At 40.8% G+C, this 15,887-nt stretch carries 26 protein-coding genes; 25 read left to right on the forward strand and 1 reads right to left on the reverse strand.

What is annotated here, in order from left to right; genetic code table 11:
* The 25 genes from rplN to BFP97_RS19555 all read left to right on the forward strand — a co-directional run bounded on the left by rplN (position 1) and on the right by BFP97_RS19555 (position 14,818).
* Complete coding sequence (gene rplN, locus BFP97_RS19440) at positions 1–369, forward strand: 50S ribosomal protein L14 (protein WP_069844006.1); 369 nt, start codon at positions 1–3, stop codon at positions 367–369.
* A gap of 3 nt (positions 370–372) precedes the next feature.
* Positions 373–711, forward strand: a complete 339-nt coding sequence (gene rplX, locus BFP97_RS19445) for a 50S ribosomal protein L24 (RefSeq protein WP_069844007.1) — start codon at positions 373–375, stop codon at positions 709–711.
* Positions 704–1,267, forward strand: coding sequence for a 50S ribosomal protein L5 (gene rplE, locus BFP97_RS19450; RefSeq protein WP_069844008.1), 564 nt, complete (start codon positions 704–706; stop codon positions 1,265–1,267). Before rplX ends, rplE begins: the two co-directional genes overlap by 8 nt.
* A gap of 2 nt (positions 1,268–1,269) precedes the next feature.
* On the forward strand, positions 1,270–1,539 hold the full coding sequence (rpsN, locus tag BFP97_RS19455) for a 30S ribosomal protein S14 (RefSeq protein WP_069844009.1): 270 nt from the start codon (positions 1,270–1,272) through the stop codon (positions 1,537–1,539).
* 153 nt (positions 1,540–1,692) lie between these two features.
* The gene (rpsH, locus tag BFP97_RS19460) at positions 1,693–2,088 is read left to right on the forward strand and encodes a 30S ribosomal protein S8 (RefSeq protein WP_069844010.1); all 396 of its coding nucleotides are present in this window, start codon (positions 1,693–1,695) and stop codon (positions 2,086–2,088) included.
* Positions 2,089–2,101: 13 nt separating this feature from the next.
* The gene (rplF, locus tag BFP97_RS19465) at positions 2,102–2,656 is read left to right on the forward strand and encodes a 50S ribosomal protein L6 (RefSeq protein ID WP_069844011.1); all 555 of its coding nucleotides are present in this window, start codon (positions 2,102–2,104) and stop codon (positions 2,654–2,656) included.
* A gap of 6 nt (positions 2,657–2,662) precedes the next feature.
* Positions 2,663–3,007, forward strand: a complete 345-nt coding sequence (gene rplR, locus BFP97_RS19470; RefSeq protein WP_069844012.1) for a 50S ribosomal protein L18 — start codon at positions 2,663–2,665, stop codon at positions 3,005–3,007.
* 5 nt (positions 3,008–3,012) lie between these two features.
* The gene (gene rpsE, locus BFP97_RS19475) at positions 3,013–3,528 is read left to right on the forward strand and encodes a 30S ribosomal protein S5 (protein WP_069844013.1); all 516 of its coding nucleotides are present in this window, start codon (positions 3,013–3,015) and stop codon (positions 3,526–3,528) included.
* Between the two features lie 6 nt (positions 3,529–3,534).
* Positions 3,535–3,714, forward strand: a complete 180-nt coding sequence (gene rpmD / locus BFP97_RS19480) for a 50S ribosomal protein L30 (RefSeq protein WP_069844014.1) — start codon at positions 3,535–3,537, stop codon at positions 3,712–3,714.
* A 1-nt stretch (position 3,715) separates the two neighbouring features.
* Complete coding sequence (gene rplO, locus BFP97_RS19485; RefSeq protein WP_069844015.1) at positions 3,716–4,162, forward strand: 50S ribosomal protein L15; 447 nt, start codon at positions 3,716–3,718, stop codon at positions 4,160–4,162.
* Between the two features lie 4 nt (positions 4,163–4,166).
* Positions 4,167–5,495, forward strand: a complete 1,329-nt coding sequence (secY, locus tag BFP97_RS19490; protein WP_069844016.1) for a preprotein translocase subunit SecY — start codon at positions 4,167–4,169, stop codon at positions 5,493–5,495.
* Entirely contained in the window at positions 5,495–6,268 is a 774-nt protein-coding gene (gene map / locus BFP97_RS19495; RefSeq protein ID WP_069844017.1) for a type I methionyl aminopeptidase, read from the forward strand. The genes secY and map overlap by 1 nt, the downstream gene beginning before the upstream one ends.
* A gap of 1 nt (position 6,269) precedes the next feature.
* On the forward strand, positions 6,270–6,488 hold the full coding sequence (gene infA / locus BFP97_RS19500; protein WP_069844018.1) for a translation initiation factor IF-1: 219 nt from the start codon (positions 6,270–6,272) through the stop codon (positions 6,486–6,488).
* A gap of 6 nt (positions 6,489–6,494) precedes the next feature.
* Complete coding sequence (gene ykgO / locus BFP97_RS20400) at positions 6,495–6,611, forward strand: type B 50S ribosomal protein L36 (RefSeq protein WP_045460160.1); 117 nt, start codon at positions 6,495–6,497, stop codon at positions 6,609–6,611.
* 2 nt (positions 6,612–6,613) lie between these two features.
* Entirely contained in the window at positions 6,614–6,991 is a 378-nt protein-coding gene (gene rpsM / locus BFP97_RS19505) for a 30S ribosomal protein S13 (RefSeq protein ID WP_069844019.1), read from the forward strand.
* Positions 6,992–7,015: 24 nt separating this feature from the next.
* On the forward strand, positions 7,016–7,408 hold the full coding sequence (rpsK, locus tag BFP97_RS19510; RefSeq protein WP_069844020.1) for a 30S ribosomal protein S11: 393 nt from the start codon (positions 7,016–7,018) through the stop codon (positions 7,406–7,408).
* Positions 7,409–7,426: 18 nt separating this feature from the next.
* Positions 7,427–8,032, forward strand: a complete 606-nt coding sequence (rpsD, locus tag BFP97_RS19515) for a 30S ribosomal protein S4 (protein WP_069844021.1) — start codon at positions 7,427–7,429, stop codon at positions 8,030–8,032.
* 31 nt (positions 8,033–8,063) lie between these two features.
* A complete protein-coding gene (locus BFP97_RS19520) occupies positions 8,064–9,053 on the forward strand; it encodes a DNA-directed RNA polymerase subunit alpha (RefSeq protein WP_069844022.1) in 990 nt (329 codons plus the stop codon).
* A gap of 5 nt (positions 9,054–9,058) precedes the next feature.
* Positions 9,059–9,736 (forward strand): 50S ribosomal protein L17, encoded by a 678-nt coding sequence (gene rplQ, locus BFP97_RS19525; protein WP_069844023.1) that lies wholly within the window; start codon positions 9,059–9,061, stop codon positions 9,734–9,736.
* A gap of 101 nt (positions 9,737–9,837) precedes the next feature.
* On the forward strand, positions 9,838–10,260 hold the full coding sequence (locus BFP97_RS19530; RefSeq protein WP_069844024.1) for a hypothetical protein: 423 nt from the start codon (positions 9,838–9,840) through the stop codon (positions 10,258–10,260).
* A gap of 417 nt (positions 10,261–10,677) precedes the next feature.
* Positions 10,678–11,790, forward strand: coding sequence for a glutamine-hydrolyzing carbamoyl-phosphate synthase small subunit (gene carA / locus BFP97_RS19535; RefSeq protein ID WP_069844025.1), 1,113 nt, complete (start codon positions 10,678–10,680; stop codon positions 11,788–11,790).
* A gap of 12 nt (positions 11,791–11,802) precedes the next feature.
* Positions 11,803–13,089, forward strand: coding sequence for a phosphopyruvate hydratase (eno, locus tag BFP97_RS19540; protein WP_069844026.1), 1,287 nt, complete (start codon positions 11,803–11,805; stop codon positions 13,087–13,089).
* A gap of 174 nt (positions 13,090–13,263) precedes the next feature.
* Positions 13,264–13,848 carry a hypothetical protein gene (locus BFP97_RS19545; protein WP_069844027.1) on the forward strand — a complete coding sequence of 195 codons (585 nt, stop codon included), beginning with the start codon at positions 13,264–13,266 and terminating at the stop codon, positions 13,846–13,848.
* Between the two features lie 47 nt (positions 13,849–13,895).
* Entirely contained in the window at positions 13,896–14,195 is a 300-nt protein-coding gene (locus BFP97_RS19550) for an FtsB family cell division protein (protein ID WP_069844028.1), read from the forward strand.
* Between the two features lie 56 nt (positions 14,196–14,251).
* Positions 14,252–14,818 carry a hypothetical protein gene (locus BFP97_RS19555; protein WP_069844029.1) on the forward strand — a complete coding sequence of 189 codons (567 nt, stop codon included), beginning with the start codon at positions 14,252–14,254 and terminating at the stop codon, positions 14,816–14,818.
* Here the strand turns inward: BFP97_RS19555 and BFP97_RS19560 are convergent.
* The gene (locus BFP97_RS19560) at positions 14,808–15,887 is read right to left on the reverse strand and encodes an Ldh family oxidoreductase (RefSeq protein ID WP_069844030.1); all 1,080 of its coding nucleotides are present in this window, start codon (positions 15,885–15,887) and stop codon (positions 14,808–14,810) included. The genes BFP97_RS19555 and BFP97_RS19560 overlap by 11 nt on opposite strands.

The following is a 15,887-nucleotide window of genomic DNA, read 5'->3' on the forward strand; positions in this document are numbered from 1 at the left end:
ATGATCAGGCAAGAATCAAGACTTAATGTAGCGGATAACAGTGGTGCCAAAGAGGTGCTTTGTATTCGTGTGCTAGGAGGTACAAAAAGAAAGTACGCTAGCGTAGGAGACATGATTGTAGTTTCTGTAAAATCAGCTCACTCTTCAAGTAACCTTAAAAAAGGTACTGTCTCTAAAGCAGTAGTAGTTAGAACCAAAAAAGAAGTAAGACGTAAGGACGGTTCTTACATCAGGTTCGAAGATAATGCTGCTGTATTGCTGACCCAGAACGATGAGCCGAGAGGTACTCGTATGTTCGGTCCAGTTGCAAGAGAATTGCGTGAAAAGCAATTCATGAAAATTGTTTCACTAGCTCCTGAAGTACTATAAATCATGGCTACATCAACAGTAAAGCTTCACGTGAGAAAAGGAGACACCGTAAAAGTGATCTCTGGAAACTCTAAAGGCAAAACAGGCAAAGTACTAGAAGTACATCCTGCAAAATATAGAGCGATTGTAGAAGGTGTGAATGTTGTTTCTAAACACATTAAACCATCAGCAAGCAATCCAAATGGTGGCATCGATAAAACTGAGGCCTCTATTCATTTGTCAAATCTTATGGTGGTAGATCCTTCAAGTGGTGAAGCATCAAGAGTAGGTCGTAAGGCTGATGACAATGGTAAATTAGTTAGATACGCTAAAAAATCTGGGGAGGTAATTAAGAATGGCTAGTCCGAGATTAAAAGAAAAATATAATGCAGAGATCGTTCCTTCTTTAAAAGAGAAGTTCGAGTACACCTCTGTAATGCAAGTGCCAAAGATCACTAAAGTAGTAGTGAATAAAGGTATTGGTGCGGCTGTAGCAGACAAGAAGTTGGTAGACATTGGAGTTGAAGAGCTTACGACTATTACTGGTCAGAGAGCTGTTGCTACTGTTGCTAAAAATTCAATCTCAAACTTTAAGTTGAGAGAAGGAATGCCAATTGGTGCAAGAGTTACATTGAGAGGCGATAGAATGTATGAATTCATCGATCGTCTTTTGAATATTGCACTTCCAAGGGTAAGAGACTTCAGAGGCGTTAAAGACAAAGGCTTTGACGGACGAGGTAACTACACTTTAGGTATCAAAGAGCAAATCATTTTCCCAGAGATCTCTATCGATAAGGTAAACAAGATTTCAGGAATGGATGTAACATTTGTTACGACTGCAAATACAGATGAAGAAAGCTACGAATTGTTGAAAGCATTCGGTATGCCTTTCGCAGGTGGTAAAAAAAATAACGACTAGAAATGGCTAGAGCAGCAGTAAAAGCTAGAGAAAGAAAGAGAGAAAAACTTGTAGCAAAGTATGCAGCTAAGCGTGCAAGACTTAAGGCTGAAGGTGATTACATAGGTTTAGATAAATTACCTAGAAACGCTTCTCCTGTAAGACTTCACAACAGATGTAAACTTACTGGACGTCCTAAAGGATACATGAGAAAATTCGGTATCTCTAGGGTTACTTTCAGAGAGATGGCTTCAGCTGGTAAAATACCAGGTGTGACCAAAGCAAGTTGGTAATTACTTTTCTTTTAATAACTGAATTAATTTAATACCTTTGCAGCCCGCTTTCGGGCGGAAGGTATTTAACTTTTATAAAATATTGCTTTCTGGGAGATATCGCCAGAGGTACAAAGTGGCCCAGAGTGATCTGGAACACACAAAAAAAATAAAATGACTGATCCAATAGCAGATTATTTGACGCGACTAAGAAACGCCATCAGTGCGAATCACAGAGTAGTCGAAGTTCCCTCTTCGAAGGTGAAGAAGGAAATCACAAAGGTGCTTCATTCAAAAGGGTTCATCCAGAACTTTAAGTTTGAAGAGAATGGTCCTCAAGGCAACATCAAAATTGCTTTGAAGTACAACCCCTCTACTAAACAACCAGCAATCGTTAAGCTCGAAAGAATTAGCAAGCCTGGTCTAAGAAAGTATGTTGGTGCGAATGATTTACCAAGAGTATTAAATGGTCTTGGAATCGCTATCGTTTCTACTTCTAAAGGTATTATGACCGATAAGGAAGCAAGAACCGAGCATATTGGTGGTGAAGTTTTGTGTCACGTATACTAAGAACTGAGAAAGAATGTCACGAATTGGTAATAAACCGGTAAATCTTCCTGAGGGTGTAACTTTAGATGTTTCTGCTGAAAATGTAGTAACTGTAAAAGGACCAAAAGGAGAATTAAGCCAAGAGGTTAATCCTGATATCAAGGTTTCAATCAACGAAGGTGTTGTTAATGTAGAGAGACCAACAGAGCAAAAAAGACATAAAGCGCTTCATGGTCTGTATCGTTCTCTTATCAATAACATGGTAGAAGGTGTTAGTGCTGGCTTTACTAAAGAGTTAGAACTAGTAGGTGTAGGTTATAAAGCGGCTGTTGCAAACAACGTTTTAGAGCTAAACTTAGGTTACTCACATAACATCTACATGTCTGTGCCTACTGAAGTTCAGGCTGCTGCTAAAATGGAAAAGGGTAAAAACCCTATCGTAACCCTTACAAGTGCTGATAAAGAATTGATCGGTCAGGTTGCGGCAAAATTGAGATCACTGAGAAAGATCGAGCCTTATAAAGGAAAAGGTATCAGATTTGTTGGTGAGCAAATTAGAAGGAAAGCTGGTAAAACTGCTGCTAAATAATAGATCATGGCTGTTAGAAATAGTAGACTTAGAATCAAACAAGGTATCAGAGCAAAGATTTCTGGTACTACGCAAAGACCTAGAATCTCGGTATTCAAGAGTAATGCGAAAATATATGCCCAGATCATTGACGATCAGAAGGGACATACTTTAGTAGCAGCTTCATCTGCTGAGCTTGGTGCAAAAGAAAACACCAACGTGGAGATGTCTAAAGAAGTTGGAAAGAAATTGGCTGAAAAGGCAGTGGCGAATGGAATTACTGAGGTAGTATTCGATAGAAACGGATACATCTACCATGGTAAAGTGAAAGCTTTGGCTGAAGGAGCAAGAGAAGGCGGTCTTAAATTTTAATCGAGATGACACAGAATATGAAAGCAATTAAGGCTAGTGAAATCGACTTGAAAGAGAAGGTTGTAGCAATAAAGAGAGTTGCCAAAGTGGTAAAAGGTGGTAGAAGATTTAGCTTCTCTGCAATTGTCGTTGTTGGTGACGGAAATGGTGTTGTCGGTTATGGTTTGGGTAAAGCCAACGAGGTAACGGATGCGATTACTAAAGGAATAGATGATGCTAAGAAGAACTTAGTGAAAGTTCCAGTATTCAAAGGGACAGTACCACATGAAGTACTTGGTAAGTTCGGTGGAGGTCTTGTGTTGGTAAAGCCAGCATCTGAAGGTACAGGAGTAATTGCTGGTGGTGCGATGCGTGCAGTATTTGAAAGTGCAGGTATTCAAAACGTACTAGCGAAATCGAAAGGTTCTTCTAACCCACATAACGTGGTGAAGGCTACTTTTGATGCCCTATTGCAAATGAGAGATCCTTACGCTGTTGCACAGCAAAGAGGCGTTGAATTGAACACAGTTTTTAACGGTTAAGAGATCATGGCAAAGGTTATTATCACACAAGTAAAAAGCACCATCGACAGACCTCAAAGGCAGAAGAGAACTATTCAAGCCTTGGGTCTAGGCAAAATCAACAGATCTGTTGAAGTTGAATTGACTCCTCAGATTGCTGGAATGGTAAATAAAGTAAATCACCTTGTATCTGTAAAGGAAGCATAAGATGAGACTGAATACATTAAAACCTGCAGAAGGTTCTACTAAGAGTAGCAAAAGAATAGGACGTGGCCAAGGTTCTGGTAGAGGTGGTACTTCTACAAGAGGACACAAAGGTGCTAAGTCAAGATCAGGTTATTCACGTAAGTCTGGTTTCGAAGGCGGTCAAATGCCTTTACAGAGACGTGTACCTAAGTTTGGCTTCACAAGCCCGAACAGAGTAGAGTATAAAGCAATCAACCTTGATACACTTCAAGCCTTAGCTGAGAAGACTGGTGCTTCTGCCATTACTAATGAGACATTGGTAGAGAACGGTTTGGCAGCAAAGAACGACTTGATCAAAGTATTAGGAAGAGGCGAATTAAAAGCTAAAGTAGAAGTAACGGCCCACAAATTTTCTGCAGCTGCTACAGCGGCAATAGAAAAGGCAGGAGGAACAGTTACAAACCTTTAATAATATGAAGAAATTCTTTACCACCATAAAGAACATTTTTTCCATCGAGGAACTAAGGAATAGAATCCTAGCTACGCTAGGGTTCCTTATCATTTTCAGACTTGGTTCTTTTGTTGTACTTCCAGGAGTTGACCCAGCTGCGCTGAGCGACACAGATGGTGGTATACTTGGTATTTTAAATACATTATTAGGAGGTTCTTTCAGTAGGGCTTCCCTTTTTGGATTAGGTATTATGCCTTACATCTCTGCGTCTATTGTGATTCAGTTGATGACTGTGGCAGTGCCTAGCTTCCAGAAAATGCAAAAAGAGGGAGAATCTGGTCGTAAGAAAATTACACAGATTACAAGAGTACTTACCATTTTGGTGACACTGGCTCAGAGTTTTGGTTACATCAAAGTAACTATCATTCAGCAAGGAGCTGTTTCTCCAAATGTGGACCCTACCCTATTCTTAATCTCTTCAATGATCCTATTAACATCAGGTACAATGTTCTGCATGTGGTTGGGTGAAAAGATTACTGACAAGGGTATAGGTAATGGTATCTCTATGTTGATCATGATTGGTATCATCTCAAGTTTGCCAGGTGCTGCTTGGTTCGAGTTTGTGGAAACCAATGGTATTAGCAGAGCCCTATTTACAGTGGTTGAATTGATCGTATTATTCTTCGTAGTGGTGGTTACAGTTGCACTAGTACAGGCGACAAGAAGAATTCCGGTACAATACGCCAAACAAGTAGTGGGTGGTAAAGTGTATGGCGGACAACGTCAGTTCATTCCTTTGAAAGTGAATGCTTCTGGTGTAATGCCGATAATCTTTGCACAAGCACTTATGATTTTACCAACATTGATTGGTCAGGTTTGGGCAGATACGAATGACTTTGCATTAAAGGTTACAACTATCTTCTCCAATCCATATTCATGGCAATACAATATCGTTTTCGGTATTTTGATTATAGCATTTACATTCTTCTACACAGCGATCACGGTGAACCCATCGAGTATGGCTGACGATCTGAAGAGAAATGGTGGTTTTATCCCAGGTATTAAGCCGGGTAAGCCTACTTCAGACTTCATAGGAGATGTAATGGATAGAATTACATTACCAGGATCTATTTTCTTAGCAATCATCGCAGTATTACCTGTGTTTGCTAGAAATGCGGGTGTTGGTGATCAGTTTGCGTTGTTCTACGGAGGAACGTCCCTACTCATTATGGTAGGTGTAATATTAGATACTTTGCAGCAGATAGAAAGCTACCTTCTTATGAGACATTATGAAGGGATGATGAAGTCAGGCAAGATGAGAGGTAGATCTCAGAGTGTAGCTGTTGCATAATGATCTTTTATAAGACTGAAGAAGAAATTGAACTGATTCGTGAAAGTGCCCAGATATTAGGCAAAGCACACGGAGAAGTAGCCAAGCATGTAAAGGCTGGCGTAAAAACAAAAGATCTGGACAAGATAGCTGAAGAGTTTATCGCAGATCATGGAGCCAAAGCTTCCTTTAAAGGATACAATGGATTTCCAGCAACGCTATGTATATCTACGAACGAAGTAGTCGTTCATGGATTTCCTAGCGAGTACGAATTGAAAGACGGTGATATAATCTCTATAGATTGTGGAGTCTTCTACAAAGGTTTTCATAGCGATTCCGCTTATACTTACCCAGTAGGAGAAATTTCCCCCGAGACATTATCCCTTCTTAAAGCAACGAAAGAGTCGTTGTATAAAGGTATTGAAGAGGCCAAGTTTGGTAACAGAATAGGAGATGTAGCCTATGCCGTCCAGAAATATGTGGAAGACAGAGGATACACAGTGGTGAGAGAGCTGGTAGGTCATGGTTTGGGCAGAAGCCTCCATGAAGGACCGGAAGTACCGAACTACGGAAAACGTGGAAGGGGCCCAAAATTGAATGAAGGTTTGGTGATCGCCATTGAACCGATGGTCAATTTGGGAGCCAGAAACATTGTTCAGGAAAGTGATGGATGGACCATTAGAACGAGAGATCGTCAGCCATCGGCACATTATGAGCATACGGTAGCCATCTTCAAGGATAGAACAGAAATATTGACAACGCATAAATACATAGAAGAAGTAGTAAAACTTTAATATGGCGAAACAAGGATCTATAGAGCAAGACGGAACTATCATTGAGGCATTGCCCAATGCGACCTTCCGTGTTGAATTGGAAAATGGACATGTTGTGCTGGCGCACATCTCAGGTAAAATGAGAATGTTCTATATCAAAATATTACCGGGTGACAAAGTAAAGCTTGAAATGTCGCCTTATGATTTAACAAAGGGTAGAATTACTTACAGGTATAAATAACTAACGATGAAAGTAAAGGCGTCCATCAAGAAGCGTAGCGCTGATTGTAAGGTAATCCGCAGAAACGGAAAGTTGTACGTGATTAACAAGAAGAATCCTAGATTCAAACAAAGACAAGGATAATTATGGCAAGGATTGCAGGAGTAGATATTCCAGATCACAAGAGATCCGAAATTGGTTTAACATACATTTTCGGTATTGGTCGTAGCTCAGCTAATTATGTGCTGAACAAAGCTGGTATTGATGTAAATACCAAGATTGGTGAACTAGATGATGACCAGCAGAAAGCGATCAGAACTATCATTAGTGAAGAGTTCAAGATCGAAGGTGTGCTTAAGTCTGAAGTGCAATTGAACATCAAGCGATTGATGGATATCGGTTGTTACAGAGGTTTGAGACACAGAAGAGGCTTGCCTGTTCGCGGTCAGCATACTAAGAACAACTCTCGAACTAGAAAAGGTAAGAGAAAGACAGTTGCGAACAAGAAAAAGGCTACTAAATAATAACAGCTAAAAAATATTATAAAGATGGCTGAGAAAAGAAAAGATAAAGCAAGAAAGAGAGTAGTACAGGTGGATGCACTTGGACAGGCGCACATCAAGGCGTCTTTCAACAACATCATCATCTCTTTGACCAACCAACAAGGTCAAGTAATCTCTTGGGCTTCGGCAGGAAAGATGGGCTTTAAAGGCTCTAAGAAAAATACCCCATACGCTGCACAACAAGCAGCTCAGGATTGTGCTCAAAAAGCATATGAATTGGGATTAAGAAAAGTAGAAGTCTTTGTAAAAGGACCTGGTGCAGGTAGAGAATCTGCTATCAGAACTATCCAGAACTCTGGTATTGAAGTAACACTCATTAGAGATGTAACACCACTACCACACAATGGATGTCGTCCTCCAAAAAGAAGAAGAGTTTAATTTTAGAAATTATTAGTAATGGCAAGATATAGAGGTCCAAAGGCTAAAATTGCAAGGAGATTTAATGATCCTATTTTTGGTCACAGCAAAGCATTACAAAAGAAAGCTTATCCTCCAGGCCAACATGGCAGGAGTAGAAGAAGAAAGCAATCTGAATATGCAATCCAGTTAATGGAGAAGCAAAAGGCTAAATACACTTATGGTGTGTTAGAAAGACAGTTTGCAAACCTTTTTGATAAAGCTTCAGCAAAATCGGGTATTACCGGTGAGATCTTACTTCAGTTATTGGAGACAAGACTAGACAACATCGTTTTCAGATTAGGCATTGCACCTACAAGAAGAGCTGCGAGACAATTAGTCTCTCACAAGCACATCACTATCAATGGTGAAGTGTTGAACATCCCTTCTTACCAGGTAAAATCTACTGACGTTGTTGGTGTGAGAGAGAAATCAAAATCTCTTGAGTTGATCACTGAGAGCTTAGGTGCTAATTCAGTACAGAAATACCCTTGGTTAGAGTGGAACAAGTCAGAAATGACTGGTTCGGTAATCAATACGCCTGCTAGAGAAGATATTCCTGAGAATATCAAAGAGCAGCTTATTGTCGAGCTTTACTCTAAATAATACATTTAAGAACCTTTTAAATTTTAGATATATGTCAATACTAGCATTTCAAATCCCGGAGAAGGTGGTGATGGAGAAGGCAGACGATTTTCACGGTCTGTTCACATTTAAACCATTGGAAAAAGGTTACGGGGTAACAGTTGGTAATGCACTAAGAAGAATTTTACTTTCTTCTTTAGAAGGCTATGCGATCACAGGAATTAAGATTCCTAGCGTACTGCATGAGTTCTCTACTATAGAGGGTGTAGTTGAAGACGTATCTGAGATCATCTTGAACCTTAAGAAAGTAAGATTCAAAAAGATTTCTGACACCGTTGACAACAAGATAAATGTAGTGATCGAAGGTCAAGACAAATTCACAGCAGGTGATATTGGAAAATTCACTAGTGCTTTTGAGATCTTGAATCCAGAAGACGTGGTTTGTTACTTAGACAATGGTATCAAGTTCGAGATTGAATTGACAATCGAGAAGGGTAGAGGTTACCTTCCTGCGGAAGATAACAAACCTTCTGAGCAAGTATTCGGATTTATTCCGATTGATGCCATCTTCACACCAATCAAAAATGTGAAGTACAGCGTGGAAAACACAAGGGTAGAGCAGAAAACTGACTACGAAATGCTTGTGTTAGACATCAAAACTGATGGTTCTATCCACCCTGAGAATGCATTGAAAGGTGCAGCTCACATTTTGATCCAGCACTTCATGCTATTCTCTGATCAGAACATGATCCTAGAAACTGGCGCGCTAGATGAGCCAGAGCAGGTAGATGAAGAAATGCTTCACATGCGTAAGCTATTGAAAACTAACTTGAACGATCTTGATCTTTCTGTTAGAGCTTACAACTGCTTGAAAGCTGCTGATGTTCGTTCTTTGGGCGACTTGGTAAGATTGGAAATTTCAGACATGATGAAATTCAGAAACTTTGGTAAGAAGTCTTTGGCTGAGCTAGAGCAACTTGTTGCTGACAAGAACCTGACTTTCGGAATGGACTTGGCAAAATATAAACTCGAAGAGGAGTAAGAGAAATGAGACACGGGAAGAAATTTAATCACTTAAGTAGAACAGCGCCTCACAGAAAGGCAATGCTGTCTAACATGGCTTCTTCTTTGATTCAGCATAAAAGAATCACCACGACTGTTGCGAAAGCAAAAGCGTTGAGAAAATATGTTGAGCCATTGATCACGAAGGCTAAAGATGATACAACACATTCTAGAAGAGTTGTTTTCTCTTACCTACAAGACAAGGATTCAGTATCTACACTTTTCAACGAAATCGCTGAGAAAGTAGCTGCACGTCCAGGCGGATATACCAGAATTATCAAAACTAACAACAGGTTAGGTGATAATGCTGATATGTGTATCATCGAGTTGGTAGACTACAACGAATTGTTGTTGACTGAAGCAGCGCCTAAGAAGAAGAGCACAAGAAGAAGAGGTGGTAAGAAGAAAGCAGCTGATACAGCCGTTGAAGCTACTGCTACTGAAGCTGTGGTTGAAGAGGCAGTTGTGGAAGAAGCAGTAGTTGAAGAGGCTACTGTAGAAGAGACAACTCCTGAGGTAGAAGAGGTAGTTGAGGCAGAAGTAGAAGAAACTACTGAAGCAGCGACTGAGGAAGAAGAAGCACCAGCTGCAGAAGCAGGTGAGGCTACTGAGCCAGAAGCTTCTGCTGACGATTCAGAAGAAGAAAAGAAGGACGCAGAATAGTCTTTCTAACAAATATTTCAAAAGGGATTGGGCGCAAGTTCAATCCCTTTTTTTGTGAGCTAATTTGAAAGCACATATTTTCGAGGTCTAAAGAAGAGATATTGAAAGACCTCTATAGTATATTTCTCAAGCTCATGGTTATCGACTTAGTCCTTAAGGGAGTGTTTTTGATTACCCAGAGTATTAACAACTCTATAGATCAACCTCTTGGTTCTACATTGGGTTATTTTCTCTTTATCGAGCTGTTTTTCTTTGCTGTTCCATACTTTTTCGTCTTGTGGGTTTATCTCTTTTTAATTGAGCGCTATCGAGGCAGTAGATGGATCATAGTTAGCTGGGTTAGAGCATTACTGACTGTGTGTTATACAACTATTATCGCCTCTCTGGTCTACTATATTTGGTTCTATGGTGAGTGGCCTACATTTCAAACAGTGACGTTTTTTGGTAATAGTATTCTCATTGGAATTGCATTATTTTGGTTGACACGTCTACACTTAATCAAACCGAGTCAAGGGGATGAATAAGAGGCTTCTAATTTATATATCGGTTGTATTGTTACTACTGACATACTTTGTGCCTGGTTCGGTAGACTTCAGCCTATATGATACCTACTTCATGATTTCTTTATCTAGTCTGTTGATACTACTAGTGATAGTCCTCTTGATAATCTATTTGCTGAGAAAGTCACAATAACCTGAGAACTTCAGAAAACACACGCTAGCCGGAATAACGAATAACAAGCATTTCCGTTTTTCAACATCTAACATCTAACATCTAACATCTAACATCTAACATCTAACATCTAACATCTAACATCTAACATCTAACATCTCAAACCCTCCCCTCTAAGCCCTAAATTCTCCCTTCTTAAAATCCATTTTGCTCGGTAAACTTTTGAGCTTATTTTTGCACGATGCGAAAAGTCGCACGCCCATCAACATATGTCGCATAACACATTGAATTTATCCCAAAAGAAAGCAGTCCTCTTACTAGAAGACGGATCTCGCTTTGAAGGAATTGCCATCGGAAAAATAGGGACTGTAGGAGCAGAAATCTGCTTTAATACAGGTATGACAGGTTATCAAGAGATTTATACTGACCCTTCTTACTACGGTCAAATCGTTATAAATACTACCTCTCACATCGGAAACTACGGAGTTGAAGATTCAGAAAATGAATCTGATGCACCAAAGATCACTGGACTTGTGGTCAACACATTTTCAGAGGATTACAGCAGAAACTTAGCTGATGGTTCTTTGCAAGAATATTTAGAGACGAACAACATCGTAGGTGTATCCGAATTGGATACGCGCTTGCTCGTTCGTCATATCAGAAGTAAAGGTGCTATGAATGCTATTATCTCTTCGGAAGATTTGTCTGATGATGAACTACAAAGAAGACTAGCGGAAGTACCTTCAATGGAAGGCCTGGAGCTTTCGTCATTCGTAAGTACGAAAGAACCTTACTTTGTTGGCGATGAAAATGCTGATCATAAAATTGCAGTATTAGATCTTGGTGTAAAGACTAGTATTCTCAAGCACTTGGCCAGTCGCGGTAGCTATTTGAAGGTTTTCAATGCGAAAACTTCTTTCGAAGAAATGAAAGCCTGGAACCCTAACGGATACTTCTTATCCAATGGACCTGGCGATCCATCTTCAATGGACTATGCTATCCAAACAGCTAAGGAAATTATGGCGGAAGATATGCCATTGTTTGGGATTTGCCTTGGGCATCAGATCATCTCATTAGCATGCGGTATCTCTACCTTTAAAATGCACAATGGCCATAGAGGACTAAATCATCCAGTGAAGAACCTAGTATCAGGCAAGAGTGAAGTGACCTCACAGAATCATGGTTTTGCAGTAAGCAGAGAAGATGTTGAAAAGTCCGATACAGTCGAGCTAACGCATATAAACTTAAATGATGACACTTGTGCTGGAATTCAAGTAAAAGGTAAGAAAACGTTTTCCGTACAATATCACCCAGAGTCGTCACCGGGTCCTCACGATTCGCGTTATTTGTTCGATGAATTTATCAATCTTATCAAATCGTAAGAGAAACAAACTATGAGTTTAATAGAAAGTATTCACGCCAGACAAATTCTGGACTCAAGAGGTAATCCTACTGTTGAAGTAGATGTAATCACTGAAAACGGAGTTTTAGGTCGTGCTGCTGTTCCTTCTGGAGCTTCTACCGGAGCACATGAGGCGGTTGAGTTACGCGATGGCGGAAACGAGTACCTGGGTAAAGGTGTGAAGAAGGCAGTAGAGAATGTCAATGATATTCTGGCCGATGAGCTAATCGGTTTTTCTGTATTCGAGCAAAACCTGATCGATAAGATCATGATTGAAGCGGATGGTACTGATAACAAGAGTAAACTAGGAGCGAACGCCATACTTGGTGTTTCATTGGCGGTTGCGAAAGCTGCTGCTGCTGAGTTAGGTCTTCCTTTATATAGATATGTTGGTGGCGTAAGTGCAAACACGCTTCCCGTACCGATGATGAATATCATCAATGGTGGATCACATGCTGATAACTCTATCGACTTTCAGGAATTTATGATTATGCCTGTCGGTGCTGAGAGTTTCTCTGAAGCGATCAGAATGGGTGCCGAGATTTTTCATAACCTGAAGAAAGTACTTTCAAGCCGAGGTCTAGCGACAAACGTTGGTGATGAGGGTGGTTTTGCACCGAACCTTGGTTCAGATGATGAAGCACTTCAAGTCATTTCTGAGGCTGTTGAAAATGCTGGTTATAAGGTAGGCGAAGATATAGTTTATGCCCTGGATGTAGCCTCTTCCGAGTTTTATCTGGAAGATGAAAAGGTATACTACTTCAAAGATTCAACAGGCAAGAAGCTTTCTCCAGTAGAGATGGCCGATTACCTGGCCGATCTAAGTGAGCGATACCCTATCATTTCTATCGAAGATGGAATGTTCGAGGATGATTGGGAAGGATGGAAAGCTTTGACAACCAAGATTGGTGACAAAGTACAGCTTGTCGGTGACGATCTATTCGTGACCAACGTAACCAGACTTCAAAGAGGAATTGACAATGGTATTGCCAATTCAATCTTGATCAAGGTTAACCAGATTGGTACTTTAACCGAGACAATTGAAGCAGTAAGCCTTGCCAATAGAAATGGCTACGCGGCTGTAATGTCACACAGGTCAGGTGAAACTGAGGACAACACCATTGCAGATTTGGCAGTGGCATTGAATACAGGTCAGATCAAGACGGGTTCGGCTTCGCGTTCAGATAGAATGGCCAAGTACAACCAGTTGATTAGAATTGAAGAAGAATTGGGTGAGGTAGCTAAGTTTCCAGGAAGTAATTTCAGAAACGCTTACTAGTTCCTCCACATTATAAAAAATGGCCCCTTCTGTATATCGCAGAAGGGGCTTTTTTTGTTTTTAAGGGGCAGCTTTTGCTGGTTGGTCATAAATAATTCTGATTGTCACAAAAAAATCTTAAACAGGCGCAGCCTTTTTCAACTTCATAGGGTATAGGCTATCAAATGATTGATTATGAAAACTAAAGTACTTTATTCACTAATAGCAATCGCCCTTATCATCTCTGCCTGTGGTAGTGACGGAGGAGGCGATGATCAACCTGATCCATGTGCTGTACCGGTCTCTATTGCCATCTCAAACAATACCAATGCTGCGGCCGGTCAATCGGATGGTAGCTTTATGGCTTCTGCAACAGGAGGTAGTGGAACCTTTGAGTATAGCATCGATGGCAATACTTTTCAGGCTTCAGGTACCTTCTCTAACTTAGCAGCTGGCACTTATACTGTGACTGCTCGAACAAACCAAGGATGTTCAGGAACTGAGCAAGTGGTGATAAGTGAAGATGGACAAGCTGTGCCTTCTTTCGCTAATGATATAGCACCAATCTTTACTGCTAGATGTGCAACTTCCGGATGTCATGTTGACGGTGGTAATGCTCCTTTTGCTATCAATGGATTTGGAGATGTACAACCAAGAGCTGCTGCCATTAGAAATAGAGTAGCTGGTAGAACAATGCCTCCAGGTGGCTCTCCTGCCTTGTCGGATGCTCAGATTACAAGCATTCTTGCATGGGTTGACGGAGGAGCACCAAATAACTAGAATCCTCCTTTTTGGAATCTTGGTGAAAAGTTGATTACTTTTATACTATGAATCCTTTCACCAAGATTCCAAAATTCTTCAAGAACTACTATTTCCTTTTCGGAACCTTCTTTATTGTATGGATGCTCCTTGTGGACTCCAATGATGTAGTTTCTCAGATTAAAATGACACAAAAACTGAATGGGCTCAAAGCCCAGAAGGCTTTCTATATTGATAAGAAGGTTCAAGTGTTAAAGGACAAGGAAGAATTAAGTACTAATAAAGCCTTACTTGAAAAGTTTGCCAGAGAAAACTATCTCATGAAGAAGCCTTCTGAAGATTTGTATATTGTAGTCACCGAAGACTAAGAAAAATAATCAAGATTTATAGTCCTCTTTCGAGGACTTTTTCGTTTACAGTGCATATGAAAAAAATCTTAATTGCCCTTACACTCATAATTGGAGTTGTTTCTACATCAAATGCCCAAGTCTATTTCGAAGAAGAGCCAGAAGAGCTAAGCTTCAAGGATCGATTATACTTTGGAGGTAACTTCTCATTTAATCTTGGTAATCGCTTTACATTCATAGACGTTTCCCCATTAGCGGGTTATATGTTCAATGATGATTTTTCGGTGGGTGTTGGAACTACTTACCTATACCTCTCCAGAGAGTTTATCGCAATTCCATCGGGTAATAGATTTACGGTGAGCAACAGTGTATATGGAGGAAGAACCTTCTTGAGACATCGGGTATATGACAACTTCTTCGCCCATGCAGAATTTGAAACGTTGAATACTGAATTTCCATCCTTTGACGGGTCACAAGGAACAGTGAGAGAATGGGTGCCAGGACTATTTATTGGGGGTGGTATTTTTCAACCTGTATTTGGCAGAGGAGGGATTAACCTGACGGTACTGCTTAATCTGTTACATGATGATCTCAAATCCCCTTACAACAGTGCTGTCGTGATCAGAGGAGGGATTACCCTTTAAGGCTTACGCCAAAACGATCGCCAAGCTGCCACAGGTCATTTTCCACCGCATCCAATAATGGAATTCCATTGGTCATCCGCTCGTTTTCCATCGCCCTTTCAGGGTCACCAGGAATTAGCACAGGTTCTTCCTGATTTACTGGCTCTGAGGTTTTAAATCTCCGGATCCATTTATCCATATGCGACTTAAACTCATCAGCAGGTCTAAAGGCATCTACGCGCATGGCACCGAAGAAATGACCAAGACCTTCACCCACAGGATCACTGACGGGATCCATAAAGCTCACGAAAGGAGGAGCCCATGGCCCATAGTTGGCGCCTGAAAGCACAGCAGAGAAAATATCTACCATAGAACCCAGGATATAACCCTTGTGACTTCCGTTGGCCCTATCGCCTCCGAGTGGTCTCAAAGCCCCACCTTCTTTCACGCCATAGGCGCTAGTGGTCACATTACCTTCGGCATCCTGAATCCACCCTTCTGGTGCTGGCTCATCCTTTCTTTGTAAGATTTCCAGTTTACCGTTAGCAGCAGTAGTCGTAGCAAAGTCGCCCACATATGGTGGTTCGTCTTTAGCCGGAATCGCCACAGCAATCGGATTTGTGCCTAATAGTCTCTCCTTTGAAAAAGTAGGAGCGACCAAAGGACTGGCATTGGTCATAGACATACCAATCATATCGTGTTCCAATGCCTTCATCGCATGATAACCGGCAATACCATAATGGTTAGAGTTTTTTACCGCCACCCAGCCAGTTCCAGCATTTTTTGCCTTTTCAATGGCTACTTGCATGGCAAATGGGGCTACCACTAAACCTAAGCCGGCATCACCATCCACTACTGCCGTACTGGGAGATTCATGTACAATTTTAATATCAGGTGTAGTATTAATTCTTCCCTTTTCCCAGAGCCTTACATAACCACTCAGCCGAGCTACACCATGAGAATCAACACCTCTTAAATCTGCTGATAGCAGGGTGTCAGATGCTGTAGTCGCATCGGCCTCGGAGCAACCCATTTTCATAAAAACAGCATGGGCAAAATCGTAGAGTTCTTTATGTGAATAAACAGCCAT

Origin of the sequence: Roseivirga sp. 4D4, assembly GCF_001747095.1 — a bacterium.
Lineage (GTDB): Bacteria > Bacteroidota > Bacteroidia > Cytophagales > Cyclobacteriaceae > Roseivirga.

Excerpts from the sequence above, each read along its gene's own strand:
- rplN (WP_069844006.1), top strand. The coding sequence starts at position 1 with ATGATCAGGCAAGAATCAAGACTTAATGTAGCGGATAACAGTGGTGCC.
- rplX (WP_069844007.1), top strand. The coding sequence starts at position 373 with ATGGCTACATCAACAGTAAAGCTTCACGTGAGAAAAGGAGACACCGTA.
- rplE (WP_069844008.1), top strand. The coding sequence starts at position 704 with ATGGCTAGTCCGAGATTAAAAGAAAAATATAATGCAGAGATCGTTCCT.
- rpsN (WP_069844009.1), top strand. The coding sequence starts at position 1,270 with ATGGCTAGAGCAGCAGTAAAAGCTAGAGAAAGAAAGAGAGAAAAACTT.
- rpsH (WP_069844010.1), top strand. The coding sequence starts at position 1,693 with ATGACTGATCCAATAGCAGATTATTTGACGCGACTAAGAAACGCCATC.
- rplF (WP_069844011.1), top strand. The coding sequence starts at position 2,102 with ATGTCACGAATTGGTAATAAACCGGTAAATCTTCCTGAGGGTGTAACT.
- rplR (WP_069844012.1), top strand. The coding sequence starts at position 2,663 with ATGGCTGTTAGAAATAGTAGACTTAGAATCAAACAAGGTATCAGAGCA.
- rpsE (WP_069844013.1), top strand. The coding sequence starts at position 3,013 with ATGACACAGAATATGAAAGCAATTAAGGCTAGTGAAATCGACTTGAAA.
- rpmD (WP_069844014.1), top strand. The coding sequence starts at position 3,535 with ATGGCAAAGGTTATTATCACACAAGTAAAAAGCACCATCGACAGACCT.
- rplO (WP_069844015.1), top strand. The coding sequence starts at position 3,716 with ATGAGACTGAATACATTAAAACCTGCAGAAGGTTCTACTAAGAGTAGC.
- secY (WP_069844016.1), top strand. The coding sequence starts at position 4,167 with ATGAAGAAATTCTTTACCACCATAAAGAACATTTTTTCCATCGAGGAA.
- map (WP_069844017.1), top strand. The coding sequence starts at position 5,495 with ATGATCTTTTATAAGACTGAAGAAGAAATTGAACTGATTCGTGAAAGT.
- infA (WP_069844018.1), top strand. The coding sequence starts at position 6,270 with ATGGCGAAACAAGGATCTATAGAGCAAGACGGAACTATCATTGAGGCA.
- ykgO (WP_045460160.1), top strand. The coding sequence starts at position 6,495 with ATGAAAGTAAAGGCGTCCATCAAGAAGCGTAGCGCTGATTGTAAGGTA.
- rpsM (WP_069844019.1), top strand. The coding sequence starts at position 6,614 with ATGGCAAGGATTGCAGGAGTAGATATTCCAGATCACAAGAGATCCGAA.
- rpsK (WP_069844020.1), top strand. The coding sequence starts at position 7,016 with ATGGCTGAGAAAAGAAAAGATAAAGCAAGAAAGAGAGTAGTACAGGTG.
- rpsD (WP_069844021.1), top strand. The coding sequence starts at position 7,427 with ATGGCAAGATATAGAGGTCCAAAGGCTAAAATTGCAAGGAGATTTAAT.
- BFP97_RS19520 (WP_069844022.1), top strand. The coding sequence starts at position 8,064 with ATGTCAATACTAGCATTTCAAATCCCGGAGAAGGTGGTGATGGAGAAG.
- rplQ (WP_069844023.1), top strand. The coding sequence starts at position 9,059 with ATGAGACACGGGAAGAAATTTAATCACTTAAGTAGAACAGCGCCTCAC.
- carA (WP_069844025.1), top strand. The coding sequence starts at position 10,678 with ATGTCGCATAACACATTGAATTTATCCCAAAAGAAAGCAGTCCTCTTA.
- eno (WP_069844026.1), top strand. The coding sequence starts at position 11,803 with ATGAGTTTAATAGAAAGTATTCACGCCAGACAAATTCTGGACTCAAGA.
- BFP97_RS19545 (WP_069844027.1), top strand. The coding sequence starts at position 13,264 with ATGAAAACTAAAGTACTTTATTCACTAATAGCAATCGCCCTTATCATC.
- BFP97_RS19550 (WP_069844028.1), top strand. The coding sequence starts at position 13,896 with ATGAATCCTTTCACCAAGATTCCAAAATTCTTCAAGAACTACTATTTC.
- BFP97_RS19555 (WP_069844029.1), top strand. The coding sequence starts at position 14,252 with ATGAAAAAAATCTTAATTGCCCTTACACTCATAATTGGAGTTGTTTCT.
- BFP97_RS19560 (WP_069844030.1), bottom strand. The coding sequence starts at position 15,887 with ATGGCTGTTTATTCACATAAAGAACTCTACGATTTTGCCCATGCTGTT.